This window comes from Streptomyces sp. NPDC041205 (genome assembly GCF_055591765.1).
The window spans coordinates 811941-828550 of record NZ_JBVIZH010000001.1 but is presented as its reverse complement, the minus strand read 5'-3'; the positions used below and the strand labels follow the sequence as shown (position 1 = coordinate 828550).

General features: G+C 74.8%; 14 protein-coding genes and 1 pseudogene. 6 read left to right on the top strand and 9 right to left on the bottom strand.

Features of this window, described 5'->3' with window-relative positions; all coding sequences use genetic code 11:
- Positions 1-186 precede the first annotated feature (186 nt).
- From ACZ6BG_RS03710 to ACZ6BG_RS03680, 7 genes are read right to left on the bottom strand one after another with little or no spacing between them, the layout of a single operon-like run.
- Positions 187-1278 carry a pyridoxal-phosphate dependent enzyme gene (locus ACZ6BG_RS03710; RefSeq protein WP_468996499.1) on the bottom strand — a complete coding sequence of 364 codons (1092 nt, stop codon included), beginning with the start codon at positions 1276-1278 and terminating at the stop codon, positions 187-189.
- Positions 1190-2290, bottom strand: a complete 1101-nt coding sequence (locus tag ACZ6BG_RS03705; protein WP_468996497.1) for a GHMP family kinase ATP-binding protein — start codon at positions 2288-2290, stop codon at positions 1190-1192. The genes ACZ6BG_RS03710 and ACZ6BG_RS03705 overlap by 89 nt, the downstream gene beginning before the upstream one ends.
- Positions 2287-3108, bottom strand: a complete 822-nt coding sequence (locus ACZ6BG_RS03700; protein WP_468996494.1) for a Rossmann-like domain-containing protein — start codon at positions 3106-3108, stop codon at positions 2287-2289. Before ACZ6BG_RS03700 ends, ACZ6BG_RS03705 begins: the two co-directional genes overlap by 4 nt.
- On the bottom strand, positions 3105-3944 hold the full coding sequence (locus ACZ6BG_RS03695) for a methyltransferase (RefSeq protein WP_468996491.1): 840 nt from the start codon (positions 3942-3944) through the stop codon (positions 3105-3107). The genes ACZ6BG_RS03700 and ACZ6BG_RS03695 overlap by 4 nt, the downstream gene beginning before the upstream one ends.
- Positions 3944-4849, bottom strand: coding sequence for an ABC transporter ATP-binding protein (locus ACZ6BG_RS03690; protein ID WP_468996488.1), 906 nt, complete (start codon positions 4847-4849; stop codon positions 3944-3946). Before ACZ6BG_RS03690 ends, ACZ6BG_RS03695 begins: the two co-directional genes overlap by 1 nt.
- Positions 4846-5970 (bottom strand): FecCD family ABC transporter permease, encoded by a 1125-nt coding sequence (locus ACZ6BG_RS03685; RefSeq protein ID WP_468996486.1) that lies wholly within the window; start codon positions 5968-5970, stop codon positions 4846-4848. The genes ACZ6BG_RS03690 and ACZ6BG_RS03685 overlap by 4 nt, the downstream gene beginning before the upstream one ends.
- The gene (locus ACZ6BG_RS03680; protein WP_468996484.1) at positions 5960-6988 is read right to left on the bottom strand and encodes an ABC transporter substrate-binding protein; all 1029 of its coding nucleotides are present in this window, start codon (positions 6986-6988) and stop codon (positions 5960-5962) included. Before ACZ6BG_RS03680 ends, ACZ6BG_RS03685 begins: the two co-directional genes overlap by 11 nt.
- A gap of 363 nt (positions 6989-7351) precedes the next feature.
- Here ACZ6BG_RS03680 and ACZ6BG_RS03675 point away from each other — a divergent pair, with 363 nt between their 5' ends.
- From ACZ6BG_RS03675 to ACZ6BG_RS03655, 5 genes are all read left to right on the top strand, one after another.
- The gene (locus ACZ6BG_RS03675) at positions 7352-8650 is read left to right on the top strand and encodes an MFS transporter (RefSeq protein WP_468996482.1); all 1299 of its coding nucleotides are present in this window, start codon (positions 7352-7354) and stop codon (positions 8648-8650) included.
- Positions 8643-9476 (top strand): TauD/TfdA family dioxygenase, encoded by an 834-nt coding sequence (locus ACZ6BG_RS03670; RefSeq protein WP_468996479.1) that lies wholly within the window; start codon positions 8643-8645, stop codon positions 9474-9476. The genes ACZ6BG_RS03675 and ACZ6BG_RS03670 overlap by 8 nt, the downstream gene beginning before the upstream one ends.
- 134 nt (positions 9477-9610) lie before the next feature.
- Positions 9611-10012, top strand: a complete 402-nt coding sequence (locus ACZ6BG_RS03665; RefSeq protein ID WP_468449561.1) for a TOBE domain-containing protein — start codon at positions 9611-9613, stop codon at positions 10010-10012.
- A 31-nt stretch (positions 10013-10043) separates the two neighbouring features.
- Positions 10044-10895 (top strand): molybdate ABC transporter substrate-binding protein, encoded by an 852-nt coding sequence (gene modA, locus ACZ6BG_RS03660; RefSeq protein ID WP_468996473.1) that lies wholly within the window; start codon positions 10044-10046, stop codon positions 10893-10895.
- Between the two features lie 103 nt (positions 10896-10998).
- A complete protein-coding gene (locus tag ACZ6BG_RS03655) occupies positions 10999-13038 on the top strand; it encodes an ABC transporter permease (RefSeq protein WP_468996469.1) in 2040 nt (679 codons plus the stop codon).
- Between the two features lie 126 nt (positions 13039-13164).
- Here ACZ6BG_RS03655 and ACZ6BG_RS03650 read toward each other — a convergent pair whose 3' ends face one another.
- Together ACZ6BG_RS03650 and mreB are read right to left on the bottom strand one after the other, a co-directional pair.
- Entirely contained in the window at positions 13165-15009 is a 1845-nt protein-coding gene (locus tag ACZ6BG_RS03650) for a GAF domain-containing protein (RefSeq protein ID WP_468996466.1), read from the bottom strand.
- Between the two features lie 131 nt (positions 15010-15140).
- A complete protein-coding gene (mreB, locus tag ACZ6BG_RS03645; RefSeq protein WP_468449557.1) occupies positions 15141-16178 on the bottom strand; it encodes a rod shape-determining protein MreB in 1038 nt (345 codons plus the stop codon).
- 234 nt (positions 16179-16412) lie between these two features.
- Here mreB and ACZ6BG_RS03640 point away from each other — a divergent pair.
- Positions 16413-16571, top strand: a pseudogene (locus ACZ6BG_RS03640) (MFS transporter); the annotation flags it as partial.
- Positions 16572-16610 lie beyond the last annotated feature (39 nt).

Sequence of the window (16610 nt, the reverse complement as noted above, 5' to 3'; positions counted from 1 at the left end):
TGTGCCTGCGCACGTGTCCGTGCCTGCGCACGTGTCCGTGCCTGCGCACGTGTCCGCGCACGTGTCCGCGCGGTGGTCACGGACGCCCAGACGCACGCACGTGCCCGCGCCCGCACCGACTTCCGCGCCCGCACCGACGTCCACGCCCAGCCTCCCCCCACCGGCCCCGACCCGCCCCTCCCTCGATCATGCCAAACCCCGTGCCTGCTCCCGGAGACCCGCCCGAGCGGGCCCGTGCGCGGGCCCGGCCGCCGCCTCCGCCCGGACGGGCGCCTCCGCTCCGCGCCACTCCATCCGTGACCAGGGCAGGGCGAGTTCCGCCAGGGAGGTCACCGTGCGGGGCGCGAGGCCGTCCAGGTCGGCGGCTTCGGCGTGGCGGGCGAAGACCGTGTCGACGTACCGGTGGCCGGTGTCGGCCGCGATGAACACCGTGGTGCCGCCCGGCACTTGGGCGTGTTCCCAGCGGGCCGCCGCGTAGCTCGCTCCGGTGGACAGGCCCGCGAACACGGCGTGGCGGCGCAGCAGGTCGACGCTTCCGGCGAGGGCGGTGTCGAACGACAGCCAGTGGACGGTGTCGTACGCCGTGTGCGACACGTTGGCGAACGGGATCGAGCTGCCGATCCCCGCGATGATGATCTCCGGGTCGGCCACGTGCTCGCTGCCGAACGTGACGCTGCCGAAGGGCTGCACGCCCGTGAGCCGCACCGGGCCCGCGCCGTCCGCGCGCAGGTAGCGGGCCAGGGCGCCGGTCGACGCGCCCGAGCCCACCCCGCCGACCAGGGTGAGCGGCGATCCGTCCGCGGGCGCCGCAGCGCGGACGCGGTCGGCGATCGCGCGGTAGCCGAGATAGTGGATGTCGTCGTGGTACTGCCGCATCCAGTGGTACTCGGGGTGCGCGCGCAGGATCTCGTGCACGCGGGCGACCCGCCGCTTCTGGTCCAGCTTCAGGTCGGAGCTGGGCGGCATCTGCTCCAAGTGCGCCCCCAGGATGTCGAGTTGGGTGCGCAGGGTGTGGTCGACGGTGGTGGAGCCGATGATGTGGCAGCGCATGCCGTAGCGGTGGCAGGCCAGGGCGAGGGCGTACGCGTAGATGCCGCTGGAGCTGTCGAGGAGGGTGTCGCCCCGGCGTACCGCGCCCGTGGCGAGCAGATGGCGGACCGCCGCGAGCGCCGACACGACCTTCATGGTCTCAAAGCGCAGGCAGATGAGCCCCTCGTCGACACGTATCAGGTCGGGGCGGCCGATCGCCTCCGCGATGTGCTCGTCCGTCTCGGCCATGCGGGGACTCCTCGCTGTTGGGTGCACTCGTGCAGGGGGTGGGTGGATGAGGTGAGTGGTGCGGATGGTGCGGGGCGTGCGGGGTGGCGCCCTGCGAGGTCGTCGCGAAGGTGTACGTGGCCGGGATGCCCGCCGCCGCGAGCGCCTGGGAGCAGCGGCGCAGCCGCCCCCGCAGGTCCGGTGCCGCCGGGTCGAAGAGCAGGCCCGCCACATTGCCGCTGTGCGCGACCTGCACGCCCACGGCGCCGACCCGGCCCGCGATGGCCGTCAGCTCGCCGAACTCCTCGTGCGGAAGCACGCGTTGGCCGCGCCGGGCGCTCTCGGTCGCTACATGCCCGAGCAGCACCGGGTCCGCGGTGGCGACGGCCCGCCGCAGCAGGGCGCGCAGCCGCTCGTACGCGCGCACGTCCTCGTCGTCGTACCCGCGCGTCGGCAGCGACAGGGTGTCCACGGGCCGCCCGCCGCCGAGCGCGCAGCCGACGACGACCGCGGGCGGCAGCGCGGCGCCCAACTCCTCCAGGACCCGGCCCTCCCGCTGGGCGAAGAGCAGCGGGCGGCCGTCCAGCATCAGCGGGTCCGAGGCCCGCTCGGCGCGCACCGCGAGCCGCGCGATGGCCTCCGGTGCGAGGAGCATCCCGAACGCGTCCGCGACCGCGCGCACCGCGGCGATCACGTCACTGCTCGACGAGCCCATGCCGAGGCCCACGGGCACGGCGCCGGTCAGCCGCAACTCGCCGCCGCACAGCGGCTCCTGGCAGTGCGTCGCGCACTCCGCCATCGCGTACGTGGCGGCCCGCAGCGCCTTGGTGCGGTCGGCGGGCACCACCGTCACGTCCTGGGCCCCCGGGCGGCGTACGAACTCCGCGCGGGTGCCGAGGGCCGGCATCGGCAGGGTGACCAGGCCCGCGTGGCGCCGCCCGCGGTCGTCGAGGAAGACGCCCTGGAGGATCTCGCCGTGGTGACAGGCGGCGTGACCGGTGCCGACCGCGTCCTCCGGCGCCGCGTCCGTCACGACCCGCCCTTCGCGCGCGGCGCCGCCCGGTACCGGTACAGGGCCGTCGGCTCGGCGCTGAACTGCGAGAACGGGAACGGCTCCGCGGACAGCGCGGTCACCCCGGCGCCCAGGAACGCCCGGGCCACCGCGCTGCCCGACTGCGCGTACACGATCAGCGGCACGTCGCGTTCGCGGCAGCGGGCGAGGATCGTGTCGAAGGTGCCGTTGCTGAGGGTCATGCCGGTGGCGACGACGGTGTCGGCCGCGGCGAGCACCTCGTGCATGTCGTCGCTGACGGGGTCGCCCCACTGGGTCGTGCGCAGGTTGAGGTCGCAGGGCAGCGGGTCGCCGCCGCGCTCGCGGATCGCCGCGACCAGCGGGTTGACGACGCCGATCAGCGCGACCTTGGCGCCGGGCTCGATGTCGAGGAGGCCCGCGATGGCCGTGTCCCGCGCCACCGCGCGGACCTCCGGCGGGCCCGCGGGCAGCGTCACGGGCTCGGCGCCGGGGGCCTCGCGGTGCGGCGAGACGGTGGCCAGGTAGGCGTCGAGCGCGGCCGTCCGCAGCGCCCGCGGCGCCTCCCGGAGGAGCGTGGCGAGCGAACTGCCCGACGCGTCCCGGCAGATGGCCGGGTCGATCTCGCCCGCCTCGAAGGCGCAGCCGCCGAAGGCCCCGCCGACGCGCACGAGGACGTACTGGTTGAGGTAGGTGACATCGCCGCCCGCGAGGCGCGTGCCGTGGTGGATCCAGAACACGCTGGTGGCTGTCAACTCGGCCGGATCGGGGCCGAGTTCACCGGCGAGGACGGCGGACAGGAGTTCGTCGACGGTCTTCACGCGAGGCCTCCGCGGATCAGCTGGGAAGCGGGTTGGGAGGTGGACTGGGGCGTGGGCTGGGAAGCGGTCCGGGACGCGGGCCGGGACGTGGGCTGCGAAGTCGCCCCGGGCGGAAGCCGGAACTTGAGGAGGAGCGTCAGCACGCCGTCCTCCCAGTCGTGCAGATGGTCGACCTCCGCCGTGAAGCCCCTGGCCAGCGCGTCCCCGACGATGGCGCGCAGATCGGCGGTGTTCGACACGATCACGTACACCTCGCCGCCCGGCGCGAGCAGGTCCCGCTCGGCGAGCTGCGCGAAGAACCGCGCGAGCAGCGGCGCCCCCACGCACACGTTCCGTACGACGTCGGGGTCCTCGCTGACCGGCTGGCTGACCGCGGGCGGGTTGAACGTCACGACGTCGAGCCGGACGCCGTCGGGCAGTCCGTCGAAGAGGTCGCCGACGACCGGGACGAGGTCCGCGCCCGAGCGCTCGCCGACCAGGCGCGCGTAGTGCCGGGCCGCCGTGGCGACGCTCTCGGGGTGCACGTCGAGCGCGTAGATCTCACGCGCCCCGCGCACCCCCGCCGCCACCGCCTCCACGCCGAGCCCGGCACCCATCGCCGCGTACCGGCGAAAGCGTGTCTCGATGCGGCCGTCGAGCAGCCGCTCGTGCACGAGACGGCTGGTCCAGCCGGGTATGAACACGCCGGGCGGCACGTCGAAGGACCAGCCGTTCCAGGTGTACGAGCGAGGGGTGTGCAGGTCCGCCTTGGGCTGGTTGAGCGCGATGACGCGCTCGGCGGGCAGCGGCGGCGGCAACTGGTCGAGCAGGGCGGCTCCGGTGGCGGTGCTGTCCATCAGGTCTCCTTCGGGGTGGGGGAGTCGACGAGTTCGGGGGTGGGGTGGCCCACGGGGGCGCGTGCGGGGACGTGGGATGAGGAGGCGGGGGACGTGGGGACGGGGGAAAGGGGGGCGTCCGGGTCCGCGGCGACAGGGGGCGCGGCGGCACCCCGATACGCGACCGCGAGGTGCCCCAGCGCGTCCGGGCCGGTCACCGCGTCCACCTCGAACACCTCGGCGAGGAGCCGTGGCGTCAGGACGTCCCGCGGCGGCCCTTCGGCGACGAGGCGGCCGCCGTGCAGCAGGAGCAGCCGGTCGCAGTACCGGGCGGCGAGGGACAGGTCGTGCAGGGCGACCAGGACGGTCTGGTCGGTGGCCGCGAGCAGGCCGAGCAGCTCCAACTGGTGCTTCACGTCGAGGTGGTTGGTCGGCTCGTCGAGCAGGATCGCGTACGGCTGCTGCGCCAGGGCCCGCGCGATGTGGGCGCGCTGGCGCTCACCGCCCGACAGCGCCTTCCAGGGGCGCTCGCGCAGCTCGGTGAGGCCGAGGCGGGCGAGAGCCGCGGCGACGACGGCCCGGTCCCGCGCACCGAACCCGCGCCACCGGTCGCCGAAGGGCGTACGGCCGAGGGTCACGACGTCCTCGACCCGCAGGTCGCTGTCGGTGTCGGCGGCCTGCTCCACGAACGCCACACGGCGGGCGACGCGGCGCGCGCTCCACGACCGGATCGGCTCCTTGTCGTACGAGACCGAGCCGGACGTCGGCGTGCGCAGACCCGTGAGACAGCGCAACAGGGTGGACTTGCCGGAGCCGTTGGGGCCGATCAGGCCGACCGTCTCGCCCGGCGCGATGTCCAGGTCGACGCCGGAGATGACGCGCTTGCCCGCCACGGACCAGGCGAGGCCTTCGGCGGTGATCCTCACAGCTCCCCCCGCTTGCGCAGGACCAGCAGGAACAGCGGCACGCCGAGCAGCGCCGTGAACACCCCGACGGGCACCTCCTGCGGCGCGAACGCGACCCGCGCGAGCGCGTCCGTCCACACCAGGAACACCGCGCCCACCAGCGCCGACAGCGGAAGCAGCGTCCGGTGCCGCGGCCCGACGAGGAACCGCACGCCGTGCGGCACGATCAGGCCGACGAACCCGATGGCGCCCACGGACGCCACCGCCACCGCCGTCATCAGCGACGTCACGACGAGCAGCACCCAGCGCGTCGTACGGACGTCCACACCGAGCGACGACGCCGTGTCCGTACCGAACGAGAACCCGTCCAGGGCGGCCGAGTTGAGCCACAGGACGAGCAGCCCCGCCGCCGTCACCGCCGCGGTCACCGCCGTGGTGTCCCAGCGGGCCGGGGCCATCGAGCCGAGCAGCCACTGCGTGATCGCCCGGATCGCCTCGGAGTCGCCGGACGCCATCAGGACGAGCGAGGTCAGCGCCGTGAAGAGCTGCGACACGACCACACCGGTGAGGACCACCCGGACCGAGTCCAGGCCGCCCTTCCTGAGCAGCAGCATCAGCAGCCCGAACGACACCATCGCGCCCACGAACGCGCCGCCGGTCACCCCGAGCGAGGCGGACCCGACCCCGAGCACGACCACCGCGACCGCGCCCGTCGACGCCCCCGAGGAGATGCCGAGCAGATAGGGGTCGGCGAGCGCGTTGCGCGTGATCGCCTGGAGCGCCGCGCCGCACACCGCGAGCGAGGCCCCCACCAGCGCCGCCATCACCACCCGCGGCACCCGCAGCTCCCAGATGAGCGAGTCCACCAGGCGCGGCAACGGCTCGACGTCCAGGCCCAGATGGAACCCGGCGGTGCGCACCACGTCCGCGTACGACACGTCGGTGGTGCCGATCCGGACGGACGCGACGAGGGAGACGGCGAGGGCGAGGCCGGCGAGGAGGTGGAGGGTCGCCGCCGAGGGGGCGGACAGGCGCGCGCGGCGCGCCGTCCGCTCCGGGGCGGGGTCCACCGGGGACGCCGGCGCCGCGGTGTCCCGGGCCGAGGGGTGCAGCAGGTCCGGGGCGCCCGGGCTAGCGGGCATACCCGAGGTCCTTCATCCCGGCCGTGAGGCGCGGCAGCGCGCCGACCGTGCGGACCGACGGGTCCATCTCCGTGCCCGGGATCTCGATGAACCGCTTCTTCTCGACGGCGTCGAGCTTCGCCGTCACCGGGTTCGCGCGGATCGCCTTGAGCTTGTCGGCCGCGCTGTCGCCGGGCTTGCCGCGCTCCGACAGATCGCCGATCACGATGAAGTCCGGGTCGCGCTCGGCGATCTGCTCCCAGGTGACGGTCGGCCAGTCCTCGTCGATGTCGTCGAAGGCGTTCTTCGCGCCGACGGCCCGGCTCATCTCGCTGGGGATCGCGCTCTTGCCCGCGACGTACGGGGTGTCGCCGTACACGGAGTACAGCCACACGACGGTGGGCTTGCCCTCGACCCGGTCCGCGGTCCTCGCCGCCTCGGCGAGCGTGGCCCGCTGGTCCTTGACCAGCTTCGCGGCCCGCTTCTCGACGCCGAAGATCTCGCCGAGGTCCCGGTAGTCCTGGAAGAGCAGCTCGAAGGGGGACTTCGTGCCCTTGGCGGCGTTCTGCTTCGGGCAGTCCACGGCGCTCACGAACGACGGCAGGCCGAGGTCGGCCAGCTCCTCGCGGGTGCCGACACGGTCCTTGGTGAAGTAGTCGGTGAAGCCGCCGATGGTGAAGTCCGGTGTGGCGGCGCGCAGTTGCTCGCTGGTGAGGATCTTCGGGCTGAGCACGTCGACCTTGTCGTACGCCTTCTTGTACTCGGGCGCGATCTTCGTCTTCAGGTTGGACGTACCGGCCATGCGGTCCTGGAGGCCGAGTTCGAGCAGCACCTCGGTGGAGGACTGGTCGAGGGCGACGGTGCGCTCGGGCGGCCCGTCGAAGCTCAGCTTCCGGCCGCAGCTCGTGACGGTCGTCTCCCGGCCGCCCGCCCTGTCGTCCGACGCGGAGCCGCCGCCGTCGGAGGACGAACAGCCGACGGCCGTGAGGGCGAGTGCGAGGGCGGCTATGCCGTAGCGGGCGGGGTGGCGGTGGCGCATGGGACCTCCGGTCTCGGGTGGGACGCGATAAGGGTACTGTAATGGCAATCATTTTCATTAATGGGTTCCGGGGTGGCTGTCGTCGGTCGATGGCGTGCCGCTGGTCCGTCTCAACTGCCTTGTGTCGCAGGTCAGTTGAGCGCCGATGTCGGACCGCATAACGATTTCGAGATCCGTACGAGGGCCGCGGGAGGCCCGTGCGGACGATCAGGAGAGGAAGTACGTCACGTGGCGACTACGCCGATACGGACGGGGGCCGAGGGGGCCCGGGAGGCCGACGGGGCTAGCGGTGTCGAAGGGGCTGGCGGTGGCGAAGGGGCTGGCGGGGCCGAGGCGGCCGGGGGAGCGGGCCGGGGGCCGGGTGTGCTGCGGGACCTGGCCTTCCTGCGGCTCTGGTGCGGGACCACCGCGTCCGGGCTCGCGACCTGGGCGCTGCCCTTCGTGCTCGGGCTCGCCGTCCTCGACCGGACCATCGGCGCGGCGACGCTCGGCCTGCTGCTCGCCGCCCGTACCGCGGGCTTCCTCGTGGCCGTCGCCGTCGGCGGGGTCCTCGCCGACCGGTACTCGCGGCGCGGCGTCGTCCTCTGGGCGGGCCTCGCCGCCGCGGCCGCGACCCCGCTGCTCGCCCTGGGCCTCGGGCGGTCGCTCCCGCTGATGCTCGCCGCCGCCGTGGTCGCGGGCGCGGGGCAGGGCGCGTGCCGCCCCGCCTTCCAGGCGCTCACCGCCGAAGTCGTCGACGAGGACCGCCGCCAGGCGGCCAACGCCGCGATGACCCTGTCGGTACGGGCCACCACGCTCGCCGGACCCTCCCTGACGGCGCTGCTCGCCGTCGCCCTCGACACCTGGACGCTGCTGCTCGGGATCGGGGTGCTGTGGCTGGTGGCGGCGCTGATGCCGGGGCCAGGGGCGAGGCGGTCGGGGGGCGCCGCGGCCGAGGGCGCGGGCGCGGACGGCGTGAGTGCGGACGGCATGGACGGTGACGGCGTGAGTGCGGACCGCGTGGACGGTGACGGCGTCCGCCGACGGCCCTCGTTCCTCGCGGAGTTCGCCGAGGGGCTGCGCGAGGCGCGCCGCCACCCCTGGTTCCTCGCCGGGCTCGGCGCGCTCACCGTCGTCATCAGCACCGGCTACTCGGCGACCGGCGTCGCGCTCCCACTGGTCAGCCGCGACAAGTACGACACCGGCTTCGTCCTCGCCGCCGCCATGACCGCGTACACGCTGGGCGCGCTCGGCGGGGCCGTCGTCGTCGCGCGCTGGCGCCCCCGCGCGCAGGGCTGGGCCGCGCTCGCGGGCCTCGGCCTGTACGGCTTCGCGCCGCTGAGCCTGCTGCTTCCCGTGCACTGGGTGGTCGTCGTGGCCGCGTACGCGGTGGCGGGGATCGGCATCGAGCTGTTCAACGTGCCCTGGTTCACGGCGACGCAGCGCGAGGTCGCCCCCGACAAGCTGGCCCGGGTCTCGTCCCTCGACTTCATGCTGTCCTACGGCCTCGCGCCCGCAGGGCTCGCCCTGATCGCCCCGGCCATCGAGCAGTTCGGGCCCCGGCCCGTGCTCGCGGTGTGCGCGGTGCTGTGCTTCGCGGCGCCCGCGGCGGCGGCGCTGGTGCCGAGCGCGCGCGGGTTCGCGCGGCGGGAGTCGCGTGCGGAGGGCGTACGGGATGAGTGACCCCCTGTCGAACGGCGGTCGCCTGTCGGACGGCGGTCAGCCGCCGCACGGCGATCGCTCCTCGGCCGCCGTGCCCGGCCACGGCATCGTGCCGCCCCGCGTCCCGCCCGAGCGCCTCGACGAGGCGCCCGCGCTGCTCGCCGCGCACGGCGCCGTCGTGCTCTCCGCAGACGCGACGGGCGGCGCCGACCCCCTCACCCTCGCCGCCGCGCGAGTGCTCGGCGCCCGGCTGCGCGAGCTGTACCCGCAGCGGCTGCGGACCTCGCGGGACGGCGGCCCCGTCCACCTGCACGCGGACAGCTTCGACGTGGCGGTGGACGTGGGCGGCGTACCCAGCAGGCGTCGCCACCCCGACGAGGACCACGTCTTCGTGCACTGCGTGCGCCCGGCCCCGTCCGGCGGGCACTCCTTCGCGCTGGACGCGGGCCGGTTCGTGGACGGGCTCGCGGCGGCCGACCCGGAGCTGGCGGACTTCCTGACGGGGTGCGACGTGGATCTGTACGGGGCGTGGGCGGGCCTGCGCGGGCTGCCCGCGACGCCGCGCGTCGGACGGCACGTGGAGTGGACGCGCACCGGGCGGCGCATCGTGCGGCGCACCGACGGCGCCGTGCCCCTGCACCGCGATCCGGACGCCGAGCGCGTCACCGCCCTCCTGGAACGCTTCACGCGGACCGTGCACGGCCTCGAGGACGCGCTGCCGCGCTTCCGGCTCGACGCGGGCGACATCCTCGTACTCGACAACTACCGCTGCTGGCACGGGCGGGACGGGCACGCGGGGGAGCGGTCGGTGCGGATCCTGACGGTACGGAGCGCGGAGGCGCGGTGACGGACGGACCCCTCGGCCGCGCTCCCGGGCCGCCTTGGCGCTTCGTCCAGCCGGTGGAGCGCCCCCTCGCATCTGCGATGTAGGTTCGCCTGAACTTTTACAATTGCCAGGCAAACGGGCTTATCGTGCTGCACATGCAGTCCTACACCATCGGTCAGGCCGCCCGGCTCCTCGGCGTCAGCCCCGACACCGCCCGCCGCTGGGCGGACGCCGGGCGGGTCGCCACGCGGCGGGACGACGCCGGGCGCCGCGTCATCGACGGGCGCGACCTGGCGGCGTTCTCCGTGGAGCTGGCCCAGAACGGTCCTGGCACCACCGAGGACGAGGACACGTACACGTCCGCGCGCAATGCCTTCCCCGGCATCGTCACCGCCGTGAAGCTCGGCGACGTGGCCGCGCAGGTCGAGATCCAGGCGGGCCCGCACCGCCTGGTCTCGCTGCTCACCCGCGAGGCGGTGGAGGAACTGGGCCTTGAGGTCGGCATGGAGGCCACCGCCCGGGTGAAGTCCACCAGCGTGCACATCGACCGCGTCTGAACCCTCGAACGCCCTCCTAGGAGTCCCGCTCATGTCCCCCGTTTCCCCTGCCTCGCTCCTGTCCCGCGCCGCGCGCTCCCGGCGGGGCAGGCGCCGCGCCGCCGCCGCGGTGGCCGCCGCCGCGCTGCTCCTCCCGCTCGCCGCCTGCGGCGGTGACGACGACGGCGGCAGCAAGAAGGACAAGGGCGGCAAGGGCGGCAAGAGCGGTGCCGTGCCCGAGGCCGACCTGACCGTGCTCGCCGCCGCGTCGCTCACCGACGTGTTCAAGACCGTCGAGACCACGTACGAGAAGAAGCATCCGGGCACGAAGCTCACCTTCTCCTTCGCCGGTTCGCAGGAACTGGCCGCGCAGGTCAAGCAGGGCTCGCCCGCCGACGCGCTGGTCACCGCCGACACCAAGACCATGGACGGCCTGAAGTCCGACGTCGGCTCGCCGAGCGTCATCGCCAAGAACCGCCTCGTCATCGCCACCCGCGACGGCAACCCCAAGAAGATCAAGAGCCTCGAGGACCTCACCGACAGCGGCCTGAAGGTCGTGCTCGCCGCCCCCGAGGTGCCCGTCGGGCGCTACAGCCAGCAGGTGCTCGACGCCCAGAAGCTCAAGGTCGAGCCCGTCTCGCAGGAGACGAGCGTGCGCGGGGTGCTCAGCAAGGTCGAGCTGGGCGAGGCCGACGCGGGCATCGTCTACAAGACGGACGCCGCGACCGCCCCCGACAAGGTCGACGCCGTCACCATCCCCGACGCGCAGAACGCCGTGGCGTCCTACCCGGCCGCCACGCTCAAGGAGTCCGGCCACAAGGAGGCCGCGGACGCGTTCGTGAAGTGGCTCAGCACGCCCGAGGCGCAGAAGATCCTTCAGGACGCGGGTTTCCAGAAGCCGTGACGCGACCAGGGACCCGGGACCCCTGAGCCCGTGATCCTCTGCCCCTCTGACCCCCTGCCCCTCTGACCCCCTGCCCCTCCGCCCCGTACGTCAGGACCCACCGATGAACCGCTTCCGCAGCCGACCACGGCCGGGCGGGGGCCGCGTCCGCGCGCCGTTCGTGCTCGCGGTGCCGGCGCTGCTCGCCGTCGCGTTCCTGCTGATGCCCCTCGTCGGGGTCCTGGCGCGTACGGAGTGGGGGCAGCTCCGCGCGCACCTGACCAGCCCCGGAGTGACCGAGGCGCTCCAGCTGTCGCTCGTCGTGTCCCTCTGGGCGCTCGGGCTCTCCCTGCTGCTCGGCGTGCCGCTGGCCTGGCTGCTCGCGCGGGTCCCGTTCCCCGGGAAGGCGCTGGTCCGGTCCCTCGTCCTGCTGCCGATGGTGCTGCCGCCGACCGTCGGCGGGGTCGCGCTCCTCCTCGGCTTCGGACGGCGCGGGCTGCTCGGGCCCTGGCTGGAGGACACCTTCGGCGTCGTCCTGCCCTTCCACACCTCCGGTGCCGTCGTCGCGGCGACGTTCGTCTCCATGCCGTTCCTCGTCATCAGCCTGGAAGGCGCGATCGCCGGGCTGCGGCCCAGCTACGAGGAGACGGCCGCGTCCCTCGGCGCGTCCCCGGCGCGGGTGTTCCGCACCGTCACGCTGCCCATGGTCGCGCCCGGTCTCGCCGCCGGGGCCGCGCTCACCTGGGCGCGGGCGCTCGGCGAGTTCGGCGCGACGATCACCTTCGCGGGGAACCTGCCCGGGACGACGCAGACCCTTCCGCTCCAGGTGTACCTGCTGCTCCAGGACTCGCCGGAGGCGGCCACGTCGGTGTCGCTGCTGCTGCTCGCCATCGCGATGGCGGTGCTGGTGGCGCTGCGGGGGCGGTGGACCGGGGGAGGCGGGGTCGCGGGGGCCGGTGGTGGCGGTGCGGAGGGGGTACGTGGGGCGGGTGCCGACGCGGTACGGGAGCCGGGCGCCGATGGTGTGAGCGGGGCGGGCGGCGATGCCCTGCGCGGGCAGGGCACCGACGCCGTACGGGATTCGCCGGCCGGTGATCCCCTCGCCAAGGTGCCAGAACCCGGCGGGAGTTGGGCGCTGCGCGCGGACGTCACCGGGTTCACCCGCCTCACCCTCGACGCCGAACCCGGCACCACCATCGCCGTCGTCGGGCCCAACGGCGCGGGCAAGACCACCCTCCTGCGCGCCCTCCTCGGCCTGACGCCCCGCGCGCACGCCGCCCTGCGCCTCGGCGACGCCGACGTCACCGCGCTCGCCCCGCACCGGCGGGGGGTCGCCTGGGTGCCCCAGGACGGCGCCCTCTTCCCGCACCTGACCGCCCTCGGCAACACGGCGTACGGGCTGCGGGCCCAGGGCGTACCGCGTGCGGAGGCCCGGCGGGCGGCGCAGGCGTGGCTCGACCGGCTCGGCGTCGGGCACCTCGCGCACCGCAGGCCCGCGCAGCTGTCGGGCGGGCAGGCCGGGCGGGTGGCCCTCGCCCGGGCCCTCGCCGCGCGGCCGCGGCTGCTGCTCCTCGACGAGCCGCTCGCCGCGCTCGACCAGACGACGCGGGCGCACGTGCGGCACACCCTGCGGGGGCACCTCGACGGCTTCGGGGGTGTCTGCCTCATCGTCACGCACGACCCGGTCGAGGCCGTGTCCCTCGCCGACCGGGTCCTCGTACTCGACGAGGGGCGTGCCCTGCAGGACGCGCCGCCCGCCGAGGTCACCCGGCATCCGCGGTCGCCGTGGGTGGCCCGCATGCTCGGGCGCAACGCGTGGCCCGGCACGGTGGCCTCCGACGGTACGCTCGCCCTTGCCGGGGCGGGGCGGCTCGTCGTCGCCGATCCCCTCGACTCGGGGGCCTCGGCGCTGGCCGTCATCGCCCCCGAAGCGGTGTCCGTCCACCGGGAGAAGCCCGCGGGCAGCCCGCGCAACGTGTGGCCCGGGACCGTCCGCGAGATCACCACGGCCGGGAGCCGTCTGCGCGTCCTCATCACCTCGCCGGACGCCCCCGACCTCGTCGCCGAGATCACCCCCGCCGCGGCGGCCGAACTCGCCCTGACGGACGGGGCTCCCGTCTGGACGAGCGTGAAGGCGACAGAGGTGTCCGTCGTACCTCTGTAGCCCCCGATCGGCGCTCCGCGCCGATCCGGGGAGGACTGTCCCACCCGCACGGGACACCCACCCCCGGGGTCCAGGGGCGAGGCCCCGGTTTCGGGAAGGGGCGGGACTGGGGAATGCCCCGCAGGGCTACAGCGGCGCCTGCCACGTCACCGTAGTCCCCGCACCCACCCCGTCCGTCTCCCCGTCGTCGTACACAGTGAGCCGCACCCCACCCCGCCCGTCGGGCAACCCGACCCCCGCGTCGACGGCGACGTCGACCCGGGTGACGCCGGCCCGCCGGGACGCCGCGGCGAGGGCTCGCCGCAGGGCCCGCAGAAGCCGCCCCGCGGCCGGATCGGTGACGCGCGTGTCGACGGCGCCGCTGAAGTGGACGGACGGCTGCACACCGAGCAGCGCACCCGCCCCGGCCGTCTCCTTGAGCACCTTCCCCCGGAACGTCGTCGGCGCGTCGGCAGGCGGCTGCTGCAACGCGAAGATGGCCGTCCGCACCTCCTGGATGGTGGACTCCAGCTCGTCCACGGCCTGGTCGAGCGCCGTCTCCACCGGCGCCGAACCGGCCCTGCGCCGCGTCGACTCCAGCATCATGCCGGTGGCGAAGAGGCGTTGGACGACGAGGTCGTGCAGGTCGCGGGCGATCCGGTCGCGGTCCTCGAAGACGGCGAGCCGCTGCCGGGACTGCTGCGCGTCGGCGAGGACGAGGGCGAGCGCGGCCTGGGAGGCGAACTGGGTGGCGAGGAGCCGTTCGACGGCCGTGTAGGGGCGGTCGCCGCGGCGGCGCGGCAGGGCGAGGGTGCCGATGAGGCGGCCGCCCGCCTGGAGGGGCAGCATCATGCTGGGCCCGAAGCGGGACCGCACGTGGGTCGTCATGCGCGGATCGGTCGCGGAGTCCTCGATGAACACCGGTTCGCCGCCGAGGAGTTGTTCGAGGACGGCGCTGCCGGGCTCGATGGTGGTGCCGATGAGGTCGTTCTGGGCGGCTGCGGCGGGGTGCCTGCGGCGCTCGGGCGGGAGCCCGCCGCCCGCGGCGTCCGTGGCGGCCGCCACGATGGACATGCCGCCGGCGGGCGTGGGCTGGAGGACGACTCCGGCCGCCGCGCCCGCGAGCAGCCGCGCCTGCTGAGCCACCGTCATCAGGGCGTCGGCGGCGGCCTCGCCGGTGAGCAGGGCGGTGGTGACGGCCGCGGCACCCTCGATCCAGCGTTCGCGCTGCCGGGCGGTCTCGTACAGGCGGGCGTTGCCGACGGCGATCCCGGCCTGCCCCGCGAGGATCCGCAGCAGCCCGCGGTCGGCGTCACTGAACGGGCGGGCGGCCCCGGGGGCGAGATGGAGGGTCCCGAACTCCTCGTCGCGCACGAGGATGGGAACACTCAACGAGCCCGGGCCGACGCCGGACGCGGAGGCCTCACCGTCGTCCGGGAGTCCGTCACCGCCCGGGGCCTGCCCGGACCCGCGCGCCGTACCCGTGGTGTGCGCCCCGCGGGAGTCGTCCGTCTCGCCATGGCCCGTGGCCCGGTCGGTCTCGTGCGCCGCGCTCACGGACTGCGCCCCGCGGGTGCCGCCCGCTTCACCGTGGCCCGGGAGGCGGTCGCCGTCCGGAGCCCCGCCGGACCTGCGTGCCGCACCGGTGGCGGGCGCGTCGGGAGCTGCGCCCGTCCTGGCGGAGCTGTCCGTCCTGGCGGAGTCGCCCGCCTCGACGCAGCCCTCCACCCCGGCGGAGCCGTCCACCCCGACGCAACCGCCCACCCCACCACCCCCCAAGCCTCCGCCAGCCCCCGCCCCCGCCGTGAACACCTCGCCCGCTCCGCTCCCCGCCCCCTCGCCGACCTCGAGGACCCCCCACCGCGCGCCGGTGAGGCGCACCGCGCTGGTCACGATGTGCTGGAGCGTGGCGTGGAGTTCGAGTTCGGTGCCGACGCTGAGGACGGCGTCGAGGAGCAGGGGGAGCGGGGGTGCGGTGACGTCGTCGGTCATGGCGTCGGCGTACTCCCCGTCGGTGCGGGACCCGGTGTTCGGGACCCGGTGTTCGAGACCCGGTGTTCGAGACCCGGTGTTTGAGACCCGGTGGCCGGGGCCCGGGCCCCGGCCACCGGCCCCGGTCGTGGTCAGCCTGCCAGCGGGTCGAGGACCAGTGGTTGGATCTTGCCTTCGAGCATCGCACCCAGACCGAGCACCGCGCACACGTCGGGCCGCTCCGCGATGCGTACGGGCATGCCGGTCGCGTTCACGAGCATCTGGTCGAGGCCGGGGAGCAGCGCGCTGCCGCCGACCATCATGATCCCGCGGTCGGCGAGGTCGGCCACCAGGTCCGGCGGGCAGTCCCGCAGGACCTTGCCGATGCCGTCGAGGACCGCGGTCAGCGGCGTGTGGATGGCGTCCCGGACGGCGGCCGTCTCCACCTGCACCGAGCGGGCGAGGCCGGTCGCCACGTCCCGGCCGTGGATCTCGGTGGACTCCGGGCCGTGCGGGGTCAGACCGTTGCCGCTGAGGGCGAGCTGGAGCGGGCGTACCGACTGCGACGGCAGCATCAGCTCGTGCTGGTGGCGCAGATGCTGCACGATCGCGTGGTCGATGGCCTCGCCGCCGACGGGGATCCGCTCGGCCGTCACGATCGAGCCGAGGGAGAGGACGGCCACCTGCGTGGTCGCGGCCCCGCACACCAGGATCATCGTCGCCTCGGGGCGCTCCACGGGCAGCCCGCAGCCGACCGCGGCCGCGATCAGCGTGTCCACCAGCTCCACGCGGCGCGCGCCGAGCCCGACCATCGTCTCGACCGCGGCCCGCTGCGCCAGTGGGTCCGCGTCGTGCGGGGTGCACGCGGCGGCCCGCAGCCGCGGCTTGCGGCGCAGCGTGCGGCGCAGCTTCTCGCCGAGCAGGTGCCGCAGCATCCGCTGGCACATCTCGATGTCGACGACGGTGCCGCCGGACACGGGCCGCACCACGCGGATGTAGCCAGGTGTACGCCCCGTCATCTGCTCCGCGAACTGGCCCACCGCGATCAGCGCGCCGGTCCGGGTGTTGACGGCGGCGGCGCTCGGCTCGTCGACGACGAGGCCCGCGCCCTTCACGTACACGCGGGTCCGCGCGGCCCCCAGGTCGACGGCGATATGGCAGCGACGCAGCTGTTCCAGGCTGACGGTCATGGCAGATCCTCCCGAGAGCGCAGACCGTGCGGACCGCCGGACGGCGTTCCTGTCTCGCATCGTGCGGCGGCCCGGGGCGGAGCGCGCGCTGGGGTGCGCCGGGCGGGGCGCCGCCGGGCGGGTGATCCTCGGTTCGACAACGGCTTGAGGCGGGGGCCCGGGTGCCGGTCAGCATCCCGTGTGACACGAGCATCTGGGGAAGACGCACCTGGCGACCGGTCCGAGCGGGACGACCCGCGGCTCGGCGACTTCCTGGCCGGGACGGTCGGCGAGGCGGTGTCGCCCCGGGTGGCGATCGTCGGGGGCGGTGTCGCGTGCGTCCTCGCCGTGGCCCTGCTCGCCGCGCGGTGGCGGGCCTTCCTGCGCTACGACGCGCGCTCGCCGGAGGCCTGACGGCGGCTCAGGCGGGGGTCCGAGGACAGGATCTCAGGG